10 protein-coding genes are annotated in these 12823 nt (G+C 58.7%); 2 read left to right on the forward strand and 8 right to left on the reverse strand.

Annotated features, from left to right (window positions below; all coding sequences use genetic code 11):
* Positions 1 to 27: 27 nt before the first annotated feature.
* The 5 genes from ACI2KB_RS16245 to ACI2KB_RS16265 form a co-directional block, all read right to left on the reverse strand.
* Positions 28 to 729, reverse strand: coding sequence for an ABC transporter ATP-binding protein (locus ACI2KB_RS16245; protein ID WP_404636199.1), 702 nt, complete (start codon positions 727 to 729; stop codon positions 28 to 30).
* On the reverse strand, positions 730 to 1497 hold the full coding sequence (livG, locus tag ACI2KB_RS16250) for a high-affinity branched-chain amino acid ABC transporter ATP-binding protein LivG (protein ID WP_108235778.1): 768 nt from the start codon (positions 1495 to 1497) through the stop codon (positions 730 to 732).
* Complete coding sequence (locus tag ACI2KB_RS16255; RefSeq protein ID WP_404636200.1) at positions 1497 to 2759, reverse strand: high-affinity branched-chain amino acid ABC transporter permease LivM; 1263 nt, start codon at positions 2757 to 2759, stop codon at positions 1497 to 1499. The genes livG and ACI2KB_RS16255 overlap by 1 nt, the downstream gene beginning before the upstream one ends.
* Positions 2756 to 3685, reverse strand: a complete 930-nt coding sequence (gene livH / locus ACI2KB_RS16260; protein WP_404636201.1) for a high-affinity branched-chain amino acid ABC transporter permease LivH — start codon at positions 3683 to 3685, stop codon at positions 2756 to 2758. Before livH ends, ACI2KB_RS16255 begins: the two co-directional genes overlap by 4 nt.
* A gap of 218 nt (positions 3686 to 3903) precedes the next feature.
* The gene (locus ACI2KB_RS16265; protein ID WP_404636202.1) at positions 3904 to 5031 is read right to left on the reverse strand and encodes a branched-chain amino acid ABC transporter substrate-binding protein; all 1128 of its coding nucleotides are present in this window, start codon (positions 5029 to 5031) and stop codon (positions 3904 to 3906) included.
* A 328-nt stretch (positions 5032 to 5359) separates the two neighbouring features.
* On the opposite strand from ACI2KB_RS16265, the gene ACI2KB_RS16270 reads away from it, so the two are divergent.
* On the forward strand, positions 5360 to 5659 hold the full coding sequence (locus tag ACI2KB_RS16270) for a DUF2288 domain-containing protein (protein WP_404636203.1): 300 nt from the start codon (positions 5360 to 5362) through the stop codon (positions 5657 to 5659).
* A gap of 172 nt (positions 5660 to 5831) precedes the next feature.
* Here the strand turns inward: ACI2KB_RS16270 and ACI2KB_RS16275 are convergent, their stop codons facing one another.
* From ACI2KB_RS16275 to ACI2KB_RS16285, 3 genes are all read right to left on the reverse strand, one after another.
* A complete protein-coding gene (locus ACI2KB_RS16275; protein ID WP_404636204.1) occupies positions 5832 to 8018 on the reverse strand; it encodes a hypothetical protein in 2187 nt (728 codons plus the stop codon).
* Between the two features lie 196 nt (positions 8019 to 8214).
* Positions 8215 to 10506 carry a putative bifunctional diguanylate cyclase/phosphodiesterase gene (locus tag ACI2KB_RS16280; RefSeq protein ID WP_404636205.1) on the reverse strand — a complete coding sequence of 764 codons (2292 nt, stop codon included), beginning with the start codon at positions 10504 to 10506 and terminating at the stop codon, positions 8215 to 8217.
* A 148-nt stretch (positions 10507 to 10654) separates the two neighbouring features.
* Complete coding sequence (locus tag ACI2KB_RS16285) at positions 10655 to 11038, reverse strand: YkgJ family cysteine cluster protein (protein WP_404636268.1); 384 nt, start codon at positions 11036 to 11038, stop codon at positions 10655 to 10657.
* A gap of 324 nt (positions 11039 to 11362) precedes the next feature.
* Here ACI2KB_RS16285 and ACI2KB_RS16290 point away from each other — a divergent pair, with 324 nt between their 5' ends.
* Positions 11363 to 12712, forward strand: coding sequence for a spinster family MFS transporter (locus ACI2KB_RS16290; RefSeq protein WP_404636206.1), 1350 nt, complete (start codon positions 11363 to 11365; stop codon positions 12710 to 12712).
* The last annotated feature ends 111 nt before the right edge of the window (positions 12713 to 12823 follow it).

A 12823-nucleotide genomic window follows, 5' to 3' on the forward strand; every position in this document is an offset into this window, starting at 1 on the left:
TGAGGGGCCGTTTCTTTTAGCAGGCGATCACCCGCCCAGATACGCATCCCGCACTTTTGGATCGACCAGCAGCTCTGCACCTGTGCCCTGCATCACCACCCGGCCGTTCTCCAGAACGTAGGCGCGGTCGGCGATTTTCAGGGCCTGGTTGGCGTTTTGCTCGACCAGGAACACGGTCACGCCTTCACGCCGCAATTGTTCGACGATTTCGAAAATCTGCTGAATGATGATCGGCGCCAGACCCAGCGACGGCTCGTCGAGCAGCAGCATTTTCGGCTTGCTCATCAAGGCACGACCGATGGCGAGCATTTGCTGCTCGCCGCCGGACATGGTGCCACCACGCTGGTTGAAGCGTTCCTTCAGGCGCGGGAACAGTTCCAGGACCTTGTCCATCTGCTCCTGATAATCGCCCTTCTCGGTGAAGAAACCGCCCATGGCCAGGTTCTCCTCGACGGTCAGGCGGGCGAACACACGGCGGCCTTCCGGCACGACCGCAATGCTCTTGCGCATGATCACCGAGGATTCCAGACCGACCAGCTCTTCGCCCATGTAGCGAATGCTGCCGCTGTGAGCGCGCGGCGAGCCGCACAGGGTCATCAGCAAGGTGGACTTGCCCGCACCGTTGGCGCCGATCAGGGTGACGATCTCGCCCTGCTGCACGTCGATGCTGACGCTGTGCAGCGCCTGGATCTTGCCGTAGAAGGTGGAAACGTTGTCGAACTGCAGCATTTACGCTTCCCCCAGGTAGGCTTTGATCACATCAGGATTGTCGCGGATCTGTTCCGGTGTGCCGTCAGCCAGAGGCGTGCCCTGGTTGATCACCACGATGTGGTCGGAAATGCTCATGACCAGTTTCATGTCGTGCTCGATCAACAACACCGTGGCGTTGTGCTCATTGCGCAACACGCCGATCAGCGCCTTCAGGTCTTCGGTTTCCTTGGGGTTCAGGCCTGCCGCCGGTTCGTCGAGCATGAGGATGCGCGGACGCGTCATCATGCAGCGGGCGATTTCCAGACGACGTTGCTGACCGTAGGCCAGCGTACCGGCAGGGCGGTTGGCGAAGGCTTTCAGGTCAACGGCTTCCAGCCAGTGCTCGGCGTATTCCATGGCCTCGCGTTCGCTCTTGCGGTACGCCGGGGTCTTGAACAGGCCAGACAGGAAATTGGTGTTCAGGTGGCGGTGCTGGGCGACCAGCAGGTTTTCCACGGCGGTCATTTCCTTGAACAGACGCACGTTCTGGAAGGTCCGCACCACGCCTTTACGGGCGATCTCATGACCGGCCAGGCCCTGAATCGGCTCACCGTCCAGCAGGATGGTGCCCGCTGTAGGCTTGTAGAAACCGGTCAGGCAGTTGAAAACGGTGGTCTTGCCCGCGCCGTTCGGGCCGATCATCGACACGACCTGCTTTTCCTGAACGGTCAGACCGACGCCATTGACCGCCAACAGGCCGCCAAAGCGCATGCTCAAGCCAGAGGCTTGCAGAAGTGGACGGCTCATCAGCGTTCCCCTTTGAGTTTCATGACGGGACGCTGCATCGGCAGGAAGCCCTGAGGACGCCAGATCATCATCAGCACCATCAAGGCGCCGAAGCCCAGCATGCGGTATTCGCTGAATTCGCGAAGCAGTTCCGGCAAGAGGATCATCACGACCGCCGCGAGAATCACGCCCAATTGAGAACCCATGCCGCCTAGTACCACGATGGCGAGGATGATCGCCGATTCGAGGAACGTGAACGATTCCGGGGTGATCAGGCCTTGGCGTGCGGCGAAGAAACTACCCGCGAAGCCGGCGAACGCAGCACCCAGGGTGAACGCGGAAAGCTTGATTACGGTCGGGTTCAGACCCAGTGCGCGACAGGCGATTTCGTCTTCACGCAGGGCTTCCCACGCGCGGCCGATCGGCATGCGCAGTAGGCGGTTGATCACGAACAGGGCGAGCAAAGCCAGCAGCAGGGCGATCAGGTAAAGGAAGATCACTTTGTTGATGGAGTTGTATTCCAGACCGAAAAACTCGTGGAAGGTCTGCATGCCCTCGGCCGCTTTACGCTCGAAGGTGAGGCCGAACAGGGTCGGTTTTTCGATGTTGCTGATTCCGTTCGGGCCGCCCGTGATGTCGGTCAGGTTACGCAGGAACAGGCGAATGATTTCACCGAAGCCCAGGGTCACGATGGCCAGGTAGTCACCGCGCAAGCGCAATACCGGGAAGCCCAACAGGAAGCCGAACGTCGCCGAAGCCAGGCCGGCCAATGGCAGGCAGATCCAGAAACCGAAGCCGAAGTAGTGTTGCAACAGAGCGTAGGTGTAGGCACCGACGGCATAGAAACCGACGTAACCCAGGTCCAGCAGGCCGGCCAGACCGACGACAATGTTCAGGCCCAGGCCCAGCATCACGTAGATCAGGATCAGGGTCGCGATGTCGACTGCACCACGGGAGCCGAAGAACGGCCAGATCAGGGCGACGACAACGATGGCGCCGAGGAACCAGCGCTGGGTGGACTGTTGGGTCAGCAGATTGCTGGCCTTGTCCGACACCAGTTTGGTCTGAGGACGCGAGCGCCACATGGCGCTGATCTGCTCGTTGAACAGCACGCGCAGGAACATCAGCAGAGCCGCGGCGAAAATCACCATCACGGTTGTGGTACTGGCTCCGACGACCGCCAGGTTGACCCCGACGATGTCCAGTTTGAGCCCGAGGATCGGGTAGGCAACCAACAGCACCAAGACAGCGCTGAACAGGGCCGATTTGAGATTCCTGGTCATACTTTTTCAACCTCCGGACGGCCAAGCAGGCCGGTTGGCCGGAACAACAACACCAATACGAGAAGACCGAACGCCACCACATCCTTGTACTGGTCGCCGAAGATGTCGGCGCCGAACGCTTCAGCCACACCCAGCACCAGACCGCCGAGCATCGCGCCCGGGATACTGCCGATACCGCCCAGTACCGCGGCGGTGAAGGCCTTGATGCCGACGAGGAAACCGGCGTTGGGATTGATCACGCCGTATTGCATGCTCAGCAGCACTGCAGCGACTGCGGCCAGTGCAGCACCGATGACGAAGGTCAGGGCGATGATGTTGTTGGTGTTGATGCCGAGCAGGTTGGCCATCTTGATGTCTTCGGCACAGGCGCGGCAGGCGCGACCCAGGCGAGAGCGGGAGATGAACCAGGTCAGGCCGAGCATGGCCAGGACGGTCACGATGAAGATCAGGATCTGCATGTACGAGATCACCACTTCATGGGTGGAGCCTGGGCCGAACACGAAGTTGCCGGGAATCAGGTTGGGGATCGATTTGTCTTTCGAGTCCTGCGACAACAGCACGGTGTTCTGCAGGAAGATCGACATGCCGATCGCGGAAATCAGAGGGATCAGACGATTGCTGCCGCGCAGCGGACGGTAGGCAACCCGTTCGATGGCGTAACCGTAGGCGCTGGTCACCACGATACTGGCGACGAAGGCTGCGGTAATCAGCAGGGGAAGGTTGTCCAGGCCCAGCATGGTCAGGCCCGCCAGCGCGATGAACGCGATGTAGGAGCCGATCATGTACACCTCGCCGTGGGCGAAGTTGATCATGCCGATGATGCCGTAGACCATCGTGTAGCCGATGGCGATCAAGGCGTACGTGCTGCCAATGGTCATGCCATTAACGAGCTGTTGGAAAAAATGATAGATGTCTATCTCGGGCATTTGCCGCGCTCCTAAAAACCTTCTCGGTGTTTCACTGGTGAAGTCTTTTTCCCGCTCGCGCGTCGTGATCTACGTCCGCGTTTGGCACGAGCCCAGTGATTCACTGGTGCGGTTTCAAGATGTTCAGGCCATCAAGGTTCTTGTGAAACCCCGCGTGCCAGCTAAAACAAAGCCCACTGCGGTTGCAGTGGGCTTCGGGTTCAACCTGAGGCGTGTGATTACTTCACAGGGGCTTCAGTCTTGGTGCCATCTTTGTGCCAGGTGTAGACGACGAATTTGAAGTCTTTCAGGTCACCCTTGGCGTCGAAGGACAGATCGCCGGTCGGGGTCTTGAAAGTGCCTTTGTGGATAGCTTCAGCCACTTTAGCGGTGTCTTCGGACTTGGCGGCCTTGATGCCTTCGGCGATCACTTCCACAGCGGCGTAGGCCGGGAACACGAATGGACCGCTCGGGTCTTCTTTCTTCGCTTTGAAGGCGTCAACCAGTGCCTTGTTCGCCGGATCCTGGTCGAAGGATTTCGGCAGGGTCACGAGCAGGCCTTCGGAAGCGTCCTGAGCGATTTGCGAGATCGAAGCGTTACCCACGCCTTCCGGACCCATGAAGCCCGCTTTCAGGCCTTTTTCCTGGGCCTGACGCAGAATCAGGCCCAGCTCTGGGTGGTAGCCGCCGTAGTAGACGAAGTCGACGTTGGCTTGCTTCATCTTGGCGATCAGCGAGGAGAAGTCCTTGTCGCCGGCGTTGATGCCTTCGAACAGGGCGACTTTCACGCCGTCTTTTTCCAGGGTTTGTTTAACGGCGGTGGCGATGCCTTCACCGTATTGCTGCTTGTCGTGGATGACCGCAACGATTTTCGGCTTGACCTGCTTGGCGATGTACTCGCCTGCAGCTGGGCCCTGAGCGCTGTCCAGGCCGATGGTGCGGAACACCAGTTTATAACCACGGGCAGTGATGTCCGGGCTGGTAGCGGCCGGGGTGATCATGATCACGCCTTCGTCTTCATAGATGTCGGACGCTGGCTGGGTGGAGCTGGAGCACAGGTGGCCGACAACGTATTTCACGCCATCGTTGACCACTTTGTTGGCGACCGCCACCGCTTGTTTAGGGTCACAGGCGTCGTCGTATTCAACGGCCTCAAGCTTCTTGCCGTCCACACCGCCTTTGGCGTTGATTTGCTCGATGGCCATCTTGGCGCCGCTGAACTGCATGTCGCCGTATTGGGCAACAGCACCGGTTTTAGGACCGGCGATGCCGATCTTGATGGTGTCGGCTGCGAACGAATGGCTGGCAACCCCCGCCAGAACCAGTGCGGCAAACAGCTTGGAAATCTGATTAATACCCTTAGTCATGATGCTCCACTCTTGCGTTGTAGTTTTTATAATCCTGACGGCCAAAGCTGCAGGACCGGATTGATTTATCCAGGCCACACCCCCAGCAACTGTACCGGAACAGTTTAGAGCGCCGGTTGAGCGCTTGAAAAGCTGGCTACGGGGGGCAAAGCCTGTCTATGTCGCTTAATCGAAAGAAAGATACACAATCAAGCCGGTCGATTACCCAACCGGGTCGTTCTATCTATCGGCTTGAGCGAAGTTCTCTGCAATCAATCACTTGAATCCGGGTTTGAGCGCAGGGAAGGCGGCGTTATCATTTGCGCCGATTTTCCAAACGGTGAAACCCATGACGCAAGAACCTAGCACCCTCTATGCCAAGCTGCTTGGCGAAACGGCTTCGATCTCCTGGAAAGAATTGCAACCGTTCTTCGCCAAAGGTGCCCTGTTGTGGGTCGAACCCTCTCAGGATCTGATTGTCGTGGCCGAAGCTTTCGCCGAGAACGCCGAGGCCAAAGTGGCTGCGTGGTTAAAGAGCGGGGAGGTCGGCAAGGTCTCTGAATCAACGGCTCTGGACTTGCTGGAGCGTGATCCGACGTTGTGGGCGGTGGTGGTGGCGCCTTGGGTGTTGATCCAGGAAAGGGCGTGATGCGGAGTTGCGCGCTGTATTGGTGCGAGTAGTGATGGCGAAGTGGGTGCGGGGGTAACGCTGGCCTCGCTTTAGATTGTTACTCTGATGCCCTTCGGGCGCATTCGTCGGCTTGCTGGCGAATGCGCCCGAAGGCATCAATGTAGCGATCTCAATCTGAGACCCAGCGATCTCACCCCAAATAATCAGTCTTCCCCGTATGCTGATTCAACGAAATCACTCGCGTTTTGCCGATCCGGTGGCGGTAAATCTCGCGCAGGTATTTCACCGCCTTCTTCACACTTTCCCGCGAAATACGAATGTCGTTGATCGAGATGAATCGCGATTTGTCGTCAATCAACTCGCGGTATTTCTTCTCGTACATCGGCTTGATCGCGTACCAGTTGGTGTCGAGGATTTTCGCCGGGTTTTCGTATTCGTTGAGCAGGTCGTCGATACGGTCCTCGTCGAACTCCTCGCTCATGATGAAATCCAGAATCGAGTTGTCCAGCGTGTCGTCGAAGCGATACGGCTGTTTGGCGAAGCAGCGCTTGATGAACGCCACGATCAGGGTCAGGAAGTCGTCCGACAGGCACGGGCTTTTGGCAATCAGCGTGGTCAGCGACAGGTTGGCCGAGGCGCCGATCACCAGTGCGTAGCGCTTGAGCGTGGTGTTGGGGAACAGGCTGTTCAGATGGGTCTTGAGCCGGTTCAGGTCCATGTACGACAGCTTGTAATCCTTGGGCAGCGAAACGATGGACACCACCGAGGAGCAATTCTTGAAGAAGTGCAGGTCGTGCAGCGCTGCCGCGTCGTAGCCCGATGTTTTGTACTGCTCCAGCGCCGCGCGGTAACGCCGCGACTCGATAGGCAGCAGGCTGATGCCCTCGATGGCCTGGGTCATCTTGTTGAAGTGCGGCAAGTCGATGGAGCGGAAGAACAGGTCGTCGATGTCCAGACGCGGTTGTTCTTTCTCGAAGATTTTCAGCTTGTCCGACCCGGCAGGGGGCGTTTCCGGCACCACCGATTCGGCGTAGGCAATGGCCACAGGACCGGCCAGGCTCATGAACAGGTCGTTGGCGTCCAGGCGAATCGTCTCGCCAATGTCGATGCCTGCGCGCCGGAAATAATTCTGGTCGTAGTCGGTCGTAACCGCCTGGGCCGTCAGAATGTTGAAAATCTGCTGTGAGATGTACTGGTTCGCGTGACGCTCCATGGCGTTGACGTCGATGTTCTCGATGGTGCCGTCATCGCTCTCTTCGGCGTAACGCATGATGTCGTTCGAGATCAGCATCATGGCGTTCCATGGGCGAATGCGGCCCATGACACTGGCTTCGCTGCTGTCTTCGTTCTCGAAGTTGTACGAGAAGTCCCATTCCTCTGCCAGATACTTGCACAGCAAACGTCCGGCGTTGATGTGCAGGGCTTCGGACATTTCGCTGCGATGGTCGGAAATGTTAGGCAGCACGCAGATGCCGCTGGTGAAGATCGGCTCGAAGACGAACGAGCGCCCACGTTTGCCGTCGTTCTCGCTGGCAGGCTTGGTGTCGAACGTCTTGTTCATGTACGAGAATTGCTGCGCCAGGCCGAACTCCGAGGCCATGCCCGAGCCGGTACCGCCGCCTGCACTGAAAATGTAGAAATACAGCCGCGACTGGTTGGCCTTGATGCCGCAGGAGTCGATCAGGTACGAGTGGATCAGTTTCCAGTCGGCGCTGGAAAAATGCTCGGTGTCCTTGTTGAGGATGATCTTGGCCAAGTACTGGCCCAGGATCGGCGCGTTACCGGCGCCCCCAGCATGGACTTCGGACAAGTCCATGATCTTCATCTTGCTGTAGTCCTTGATGAAGCCGCTTTTCTCGCCTTTGCGCGAAAAGCGGATGCGTCCGGCAATGTCTTTGTCCAGATCGCCCAGCATCACCAGTGGCTCGACCAGAAACACCGGCTTGCTCGACTTGTTCTGCACCAGGCGCAAGTTGTTGCGAATCCAGCGTGCCGGGCTGTAGCCCTTGTCGTCGCGCAGGCGATCGTCGTTATTCAACTGATTGAGATAGAAGGTGCGGGCGTTGTACACCAGTTCCGCGACGTCCAGCGCGATGTTGGAGCCGCAACGGCCTAGGCCGATCAGGCAGACCGAGGGAAACTGCTGATCGCTACGGTTTTCCGTTTCTTCGAAATGGATCGACGGCGGAAACACCATGTCGCGCAGGCCGTCGAGGTTGTCGAGGATGCGGTCCGTGTCGGTTTCAGTGAAATACAAATACGACTGGGCAGGCACCGGCTGAGCGCGGTAATGGCCCTGGGGCACGACACTGTGCTCGTCGAGTACGTGTTGCAGAAGTTCGGATACAGCGCCGGCTGCCTCGGTTTTGTTGGTCATCGCACGTCATGCCTGGAGGATGACGCAGAGGTATCAGCGCGCCATCACTGAAAATAAAACCCGACTCTACAGCGGGATATCGGCGGCGGGCGATAGGGCCTAGCCCTAGCACCGCCTAAGGGAATCCCTCTGCTGATCGGCAGGGAGCGGTGCTTCTTGACGGGGCCGGCGCGAGGTTGAGCGCTGCTTCACAGGCTCAACGCTGAGGGCGGGCGCGAAAACGGTCGCCGTGGGCGTGACTGGCACGTTGAGACTTGCCGCTTGTACCGGGGGCGGTGCCTGTCATCTCCACAGTTTCCAACAGGTGAGTGGAAGGCCACAGTTCGGACGGCTTGCGCTGGTTGAGCTGTTTCACCAAGGGCCTGAGCGCTTCGAGCGGCGCCGGTTTGCTGAACAGATAGCCTTGCACGTAATCGCAGCCATATTCGCTGAGAAACTCCAGTTGTGCCGGTGTTTCCACGCCTTCGGTGACCACTTTGAGGTGCAGGGTGTGGGCCATGACGATGATCGCCTGAACGATTTCCATGTCTTGCGGGGATTTGGGGATGTCGAGAATGAACGAGCGGTCGATCTTCACCGTGTCCAGCGGCAGCCGTTTGAGGTAAGCCAGTGACGAATAGCCAGTGCCAAAGTCGTCGATGGACAGGGCCACGCCCAGCTTGCGAATGTCGTTGAGCAACAGCACGGTGTTGCTGATGTTGCCCATCAGAGCGTTTTCCGTGACCTCCAGCTCCAGTCGCTGTGGGGCTACGCCCGCTGCTTTGAGGGCGACGTCCATTTCCTGAACCAGTTCTTCACGGGCCAGATTCAACGCCGAGCAGTTCACCGCGATGACCAGTTTTTCGAAGCCGCTTTCGCACAGTTGCGCCAGATCCTGACAAGCCCGGCGCAACACCCAGTTGTCCAGTTCGGCAATCAATCCGTTGTTTTCGGCGATGGTGATGAAACGGTCCGGTGTCAGCAGGCCATGGACCGGGTGCTGCCAGCGCACCAGGGCTTCCAGTTTGGCCACGTGACCGGTGCGCAGGTCGACGATGGGCTGGTAGAACACTTGCAGGCCCTGCTCTTCGACCAATGCGCTGCGCAGTTGCTCTTCAAGATGCAACTCCAGGCTGGCCTTGGTCTTCAGGCCTTCGTTGAAGAAATGCAGGGTGTTGCGGCCGTTGCCCTTGGATTGGTAGAGCGCAAGGTCGGCGTTCTTGAGCAGTTCTTCACACGTGGTGCCGTCGTGCGGAAAAACGCTGATGCCGATGCTGGTACTCATCACCATGCGCCGCCCGGCCAACGCGATGGGGTCTTTCATTTTGGCCATGACCCGCTGTGCCATGTGCCGGGCTTCCTCGATGTTGTGCAAGGCAATGAGGATGCAAAACTCATCCCCGCCAAACCGCGCCACCACATCATGGGCACGTGTGGCGCCGCGAATCCGCTCGGCGATGACTTTCAACAGCTCGTCGCCAGCGTCGTGACCCAGGCTGTCGTTGATGCGCTTGAAGTGATCGACATCGAGAAACATCACCGCCAGCATGCCGTCCGCCAACTGCTGTTCCATCAGGCGCTCGGCGAAGATCTGATTGAAGCCTCGACGGTTGATCAGGTTGGTGAGGGCGTCGTAATGGGCCACTTGCTGCAACGAGACGCGAGCCTGATCCAGTTGGCTCAACAGCGCATTGACCCGATGCAGGTCACGCTCCTTGGCCTGAAGTTTTTTGTCGGCCAGTGCCGCGCTGACGCTGCCTGCGATGATCAGCAGCACGATCAGGGCGATGGTCAGGCTCAATTGCAGGCTGTTTTCAGTGGACGCCATTTGCATCTGCGTGCCGTCCGGCACCATCAGATGCAACGCCCACATACCCATGAAATGGGTGCTGACGATCCCGGCGCCCAGCACCAGACTGGCACCGTACTTGATCAATTGATGGAAAAGCCCGCTGCCCTGACGCAGATGAATCGCCAGAACCAGCGCAGCCAGGCTGCTGGCAATCGCTACAACGACCGAGCCTGCAAAGCGCACGGGCTCGTAATACTGCACGGCACTGGAGCGCATGGCAGACATGCCCACGTAGTGCATTGCGGTGATACCCAGGCCAATGCAGATGGCAGCAAACAGATATTGCGCGACGTTCAACTCAGCGTGACTAAGGGCTTCCATGGCGACCATGCCGGACACCAGCGCAATCGCCAGCGAGGCGACGGTGATGGGCAGGTCGTAGTGCATTTCCAGCGGCGCCTGAAACGACAGCATGCTGATGAAATGCATCGCCCAAATACCCACCGCCAGGCATAGCGCGCCCAGTGCACGCCAGCGCAGACGCGCGTTGCGGTGCTCGACGTGGCCCACACGTTCGGCGATGTCCAGTGTCGCGAAGCTGGCAGCGCAAGCCACTGCGTAGGCAAGCAGAATCAGCAGAGGGTTATGGCTGCACTCAAGCAGCATCCGGCCACTTACCGATGTCGCGGGGAGAAAATGCAAACCCAGCCAATCCATAGCACGCTCCATGTGTCCACTGCCGGAGTGATCTCAGTCTGGGTAACTGATGGCACTTTGGAATGATTATAGGAGTCGCAGGGTTTTAAACAGCCGTTGGAAGACGGACGTACCAACTATTTCGGAATAGGCTCAATCGCCAAATGTTCTAAAGAACGCCCATTACATCCAGATGAGTTGACTCCACCAGCAGAACAGGCCGTTCGAGCGGGAGCAGGCCAAAGGCGGCGCGTGCCTTGTCGCAATCGGGATTGTGCTCGCCGTGCTCCCACGACGACTCGAATTCGCGACAGGTGCTGGAGCGCTGTTCATAGATCGAACAACTCACCGTTTTTCCCACCTCGCCACCCAGTGCCGTGCAGCGCGGCGCTTTGAACTCGGTGCCTAGCATCGCCACGCGGCTGGGGCTGATGCTGGTCACCAGTTCATCGGGCACGGTTCCCCCCGCTGATGCGCATTCACCCCAAAAGAAAGACACGCGAAAGTGTGAACAGCAGGCACCACAATTCAGGCACGGACTGACGTCGGACATAGCTTCGGACCGAGGATAAGGGGGGATATGGGAGGTAAGCGCGCTCATTCTAGGCTTCCCATTGCGGCTGGGAAGGGGGGGGCAAAAAATAAAGTTCAGGGCAGCTATTCCCTTTAGCAGCACGGCCTGCCAGCGGTGGCGGACTCAAGACCGCTGCCGCCGGCAAGCCGTGCTGCTAAAGGTGATTGCCCTCGATGTCGCGGGCGATTCGATAAAGCGATATCAGCCCTGCGAATGATCACAGACAGGCAAGGTTGGGCTGTCTAGATTTCAGGGTTACGGCGCAGGTGTCTGGCCTGACAACAACAAGAAAGAGGGCGACACATGGTTCATTCCACTCAGGCGACGAATGCGTGGCGCATTCTGTTTTTGCTGTTTCTGGCCAACCTGTTCAATTTCTTCGATCGGACCATCCCCGCCATCATCATCGAACCTATCCGCAAGGAATGGTCATTGAGCGACTTTCAGCTCGGGATCATTGGCACTGCGTTCACGCTGGTGTATGCCATCGCCGGTCTGCCTTTAGGGCGCATGGCCGATACTGGCTCGCGACGCAAACTCATGGGCTGGGGTCTGGCAGCCTGGAGCGCGCTGACGGCGGTGAACGGTCTGGTCAGCAACTTCTGGACATTTTTGCTGGTGCGCATGGGGGTGGGGATCGGCGAGGCGAGTTACGCACCTGCTGCCAATTCACTGATCGGCGATCTGTTTCCAGCGCACAAGCGCTCGCGGGCGATGGGCATTTTCATGTTGGGACTGCCACTGGGCTTGCTGTTGGCGTTTTTCACCATCGGCGCAATGGTCAAAGCGTTCGATAGCTGGCGCGCGCCGTTTTTCATTGCTGCTGTGCCGGGGCTGATCCTGGCGGTGTTCATGTTCATGATCCGCGAACCGGCGCGCGGGGCCGCAGACACCGCTGTGGTGACCGAGGAAAAGGTCAATCGACCCATCCGTCGCGTGCTGTCGATCCCCACGTTCCGCTGGTTGGTGCTGGCGGGGCTGGCATTCAACTTCGCCAGCTACGCCTGCAATTCGTTCATGGTGCCCATGCTTCAGCGTTATTTCCTGCTGCCGTTGCAGGACGCGGCGATGGCCACCGGGATGATCGTGGGGGTCACCGGGCTTGTCGGCCTGACGGTTGGCGGCTGGGTTGCCGACAAAGTGCATCAACGCTGGGCTAACGGGCGTCTGATGTTTGCGGGGTTGAGCATGACCGTCGCGTGCCTGTGCACCGGGTTTGCGTTGCACGCCGGGAAGATCGAAATCGGTGTGTTCGTGGGCGTGTTCAGCGTGGGTTGGTTGTTTTCCTACAACTTCTACACCTGCGTTTACACCGCCATTCAGGACGTGGTGCAACCTCGGCTGCGCGCCACGGCAATGGCGCTGTTCTTCGCCGGGTTGTATCTGCTGGGCGGTGGTCTTGGGCCTGTGGTGGTAGGGCTGCTGTCTGATCACTTCGCCCATACGGCGATGGCCGCTGCGCAGGTCGAACAGATGAGCGAGGCGTTCAAGGCCATGGGCCTGCATGACGCGATGATGTACCTGATTCCCGGCGCGTTGTTTTTCACGCTGGTGTTTCTGGTGATCGCGTCGAAAAGCTTCAGCCGCGATGCGCAGCGGATGCGGGAGGGGATGGGCGTAGACGCGCCTATGGGGCAGCCGTCGGTTGTGTAAGTGCGAACGCCAAACATTGTAGGAGCGCGCTTGCCCGCGATTGGGGTGTGTCAGATGACATATTCGTCATCGACAAAACGCCATCGCGGGCAAGCGCGCTCCTACAGTAAC

The sequence above is a fragment of the Pseudomonas sp. NPDC088444 genome, from assembly GCF_044900175.1.
Lineage (GTDB): Bacteria > Pseudomonadota > Gammaproteobacteria > Pseudomonadales > Pseudomonadaceae > Aquipseudomonas.

What these genes read in the sequence shown, in the direction of transcription:
- ACI2KB_RS16245 (WP_404636199.1), bottom strand. Translation starts at nt 729, where the DNA reads ATGCTGCAGTTCGACAACGTTTCCACCTTCTACGGCAAGATCCAGGCG.
- livG (WP_108235778.1), bottom strand. Translation starts at nt 1,497, where the DNA reads ATGAGCCGTCCACTTCTGCAAGCCTCTGGCTTGAGCATGCGCTTTGGC.
- ACI2KB_RS16255 (WP_404636200.1), bottom strand. Translation starts at nt 2,759, where the DNA reads ATGACCAGGAATCTCAAATCGGCCCTGTTCAGCGCTGTCTTGGTGCTG.
- livH (WP_404636201.1), bottom strand. Translation starts at nt 3,685, where the DNA reads ATGCCCGAGATAGACATCTATCATTTTTTCCAACAGCTCGTTAATGGC.
- ACI2KB_RS16265 (WP_404636202.1), bottom strand. Translation starts at nt 5,031, where the DNA reads ATGACTAAGGGTATTAATCAGATTTCCAAGCTGTTTGCCGCACTGGTT.
- ACI2KB_RS16270 (WP_404636203.1), top strand. Translation starts at nt 5,360, where the DNA reads ATGACGCAAGAACCTAGCACCCTCTATGCCAAGCTGCTTGGCGAAACG.
- ACI2KB_RS16275 (WP_404636204.1), bottom strand. Translation starts at nt 8,018, where the DNA reads ATGACCAACAAAACCGAGGCAGCCGGCGCTGTATCCGAACTTCTGCAA.
- ACI2KB_RS16280 (WP_404636205.1), bottom strand. Translation starts at nt 10,506, where the DNA reads ATGGATTGGCTGGGTTTGCATTTTCTCCCCGCGACATCGGTAAGTGGC.
- ACI2KB_RS16285 (WP_404636268.1), bottom strand. Translation starts at nt 11,038, where the DNA reads ATGTCCGACGTCAGTCCGTGCCTGAATTGTGGTGCCTGCTGTTCACAC.
- ACI2KB_RS16290 (WP_404636206.1), top strand. Translation starts at nt 11,363, where the DNA reads ATGGTTCATTCCACTCAGGCGACGAATGCGTGGCGCATTCTGTTTTTG.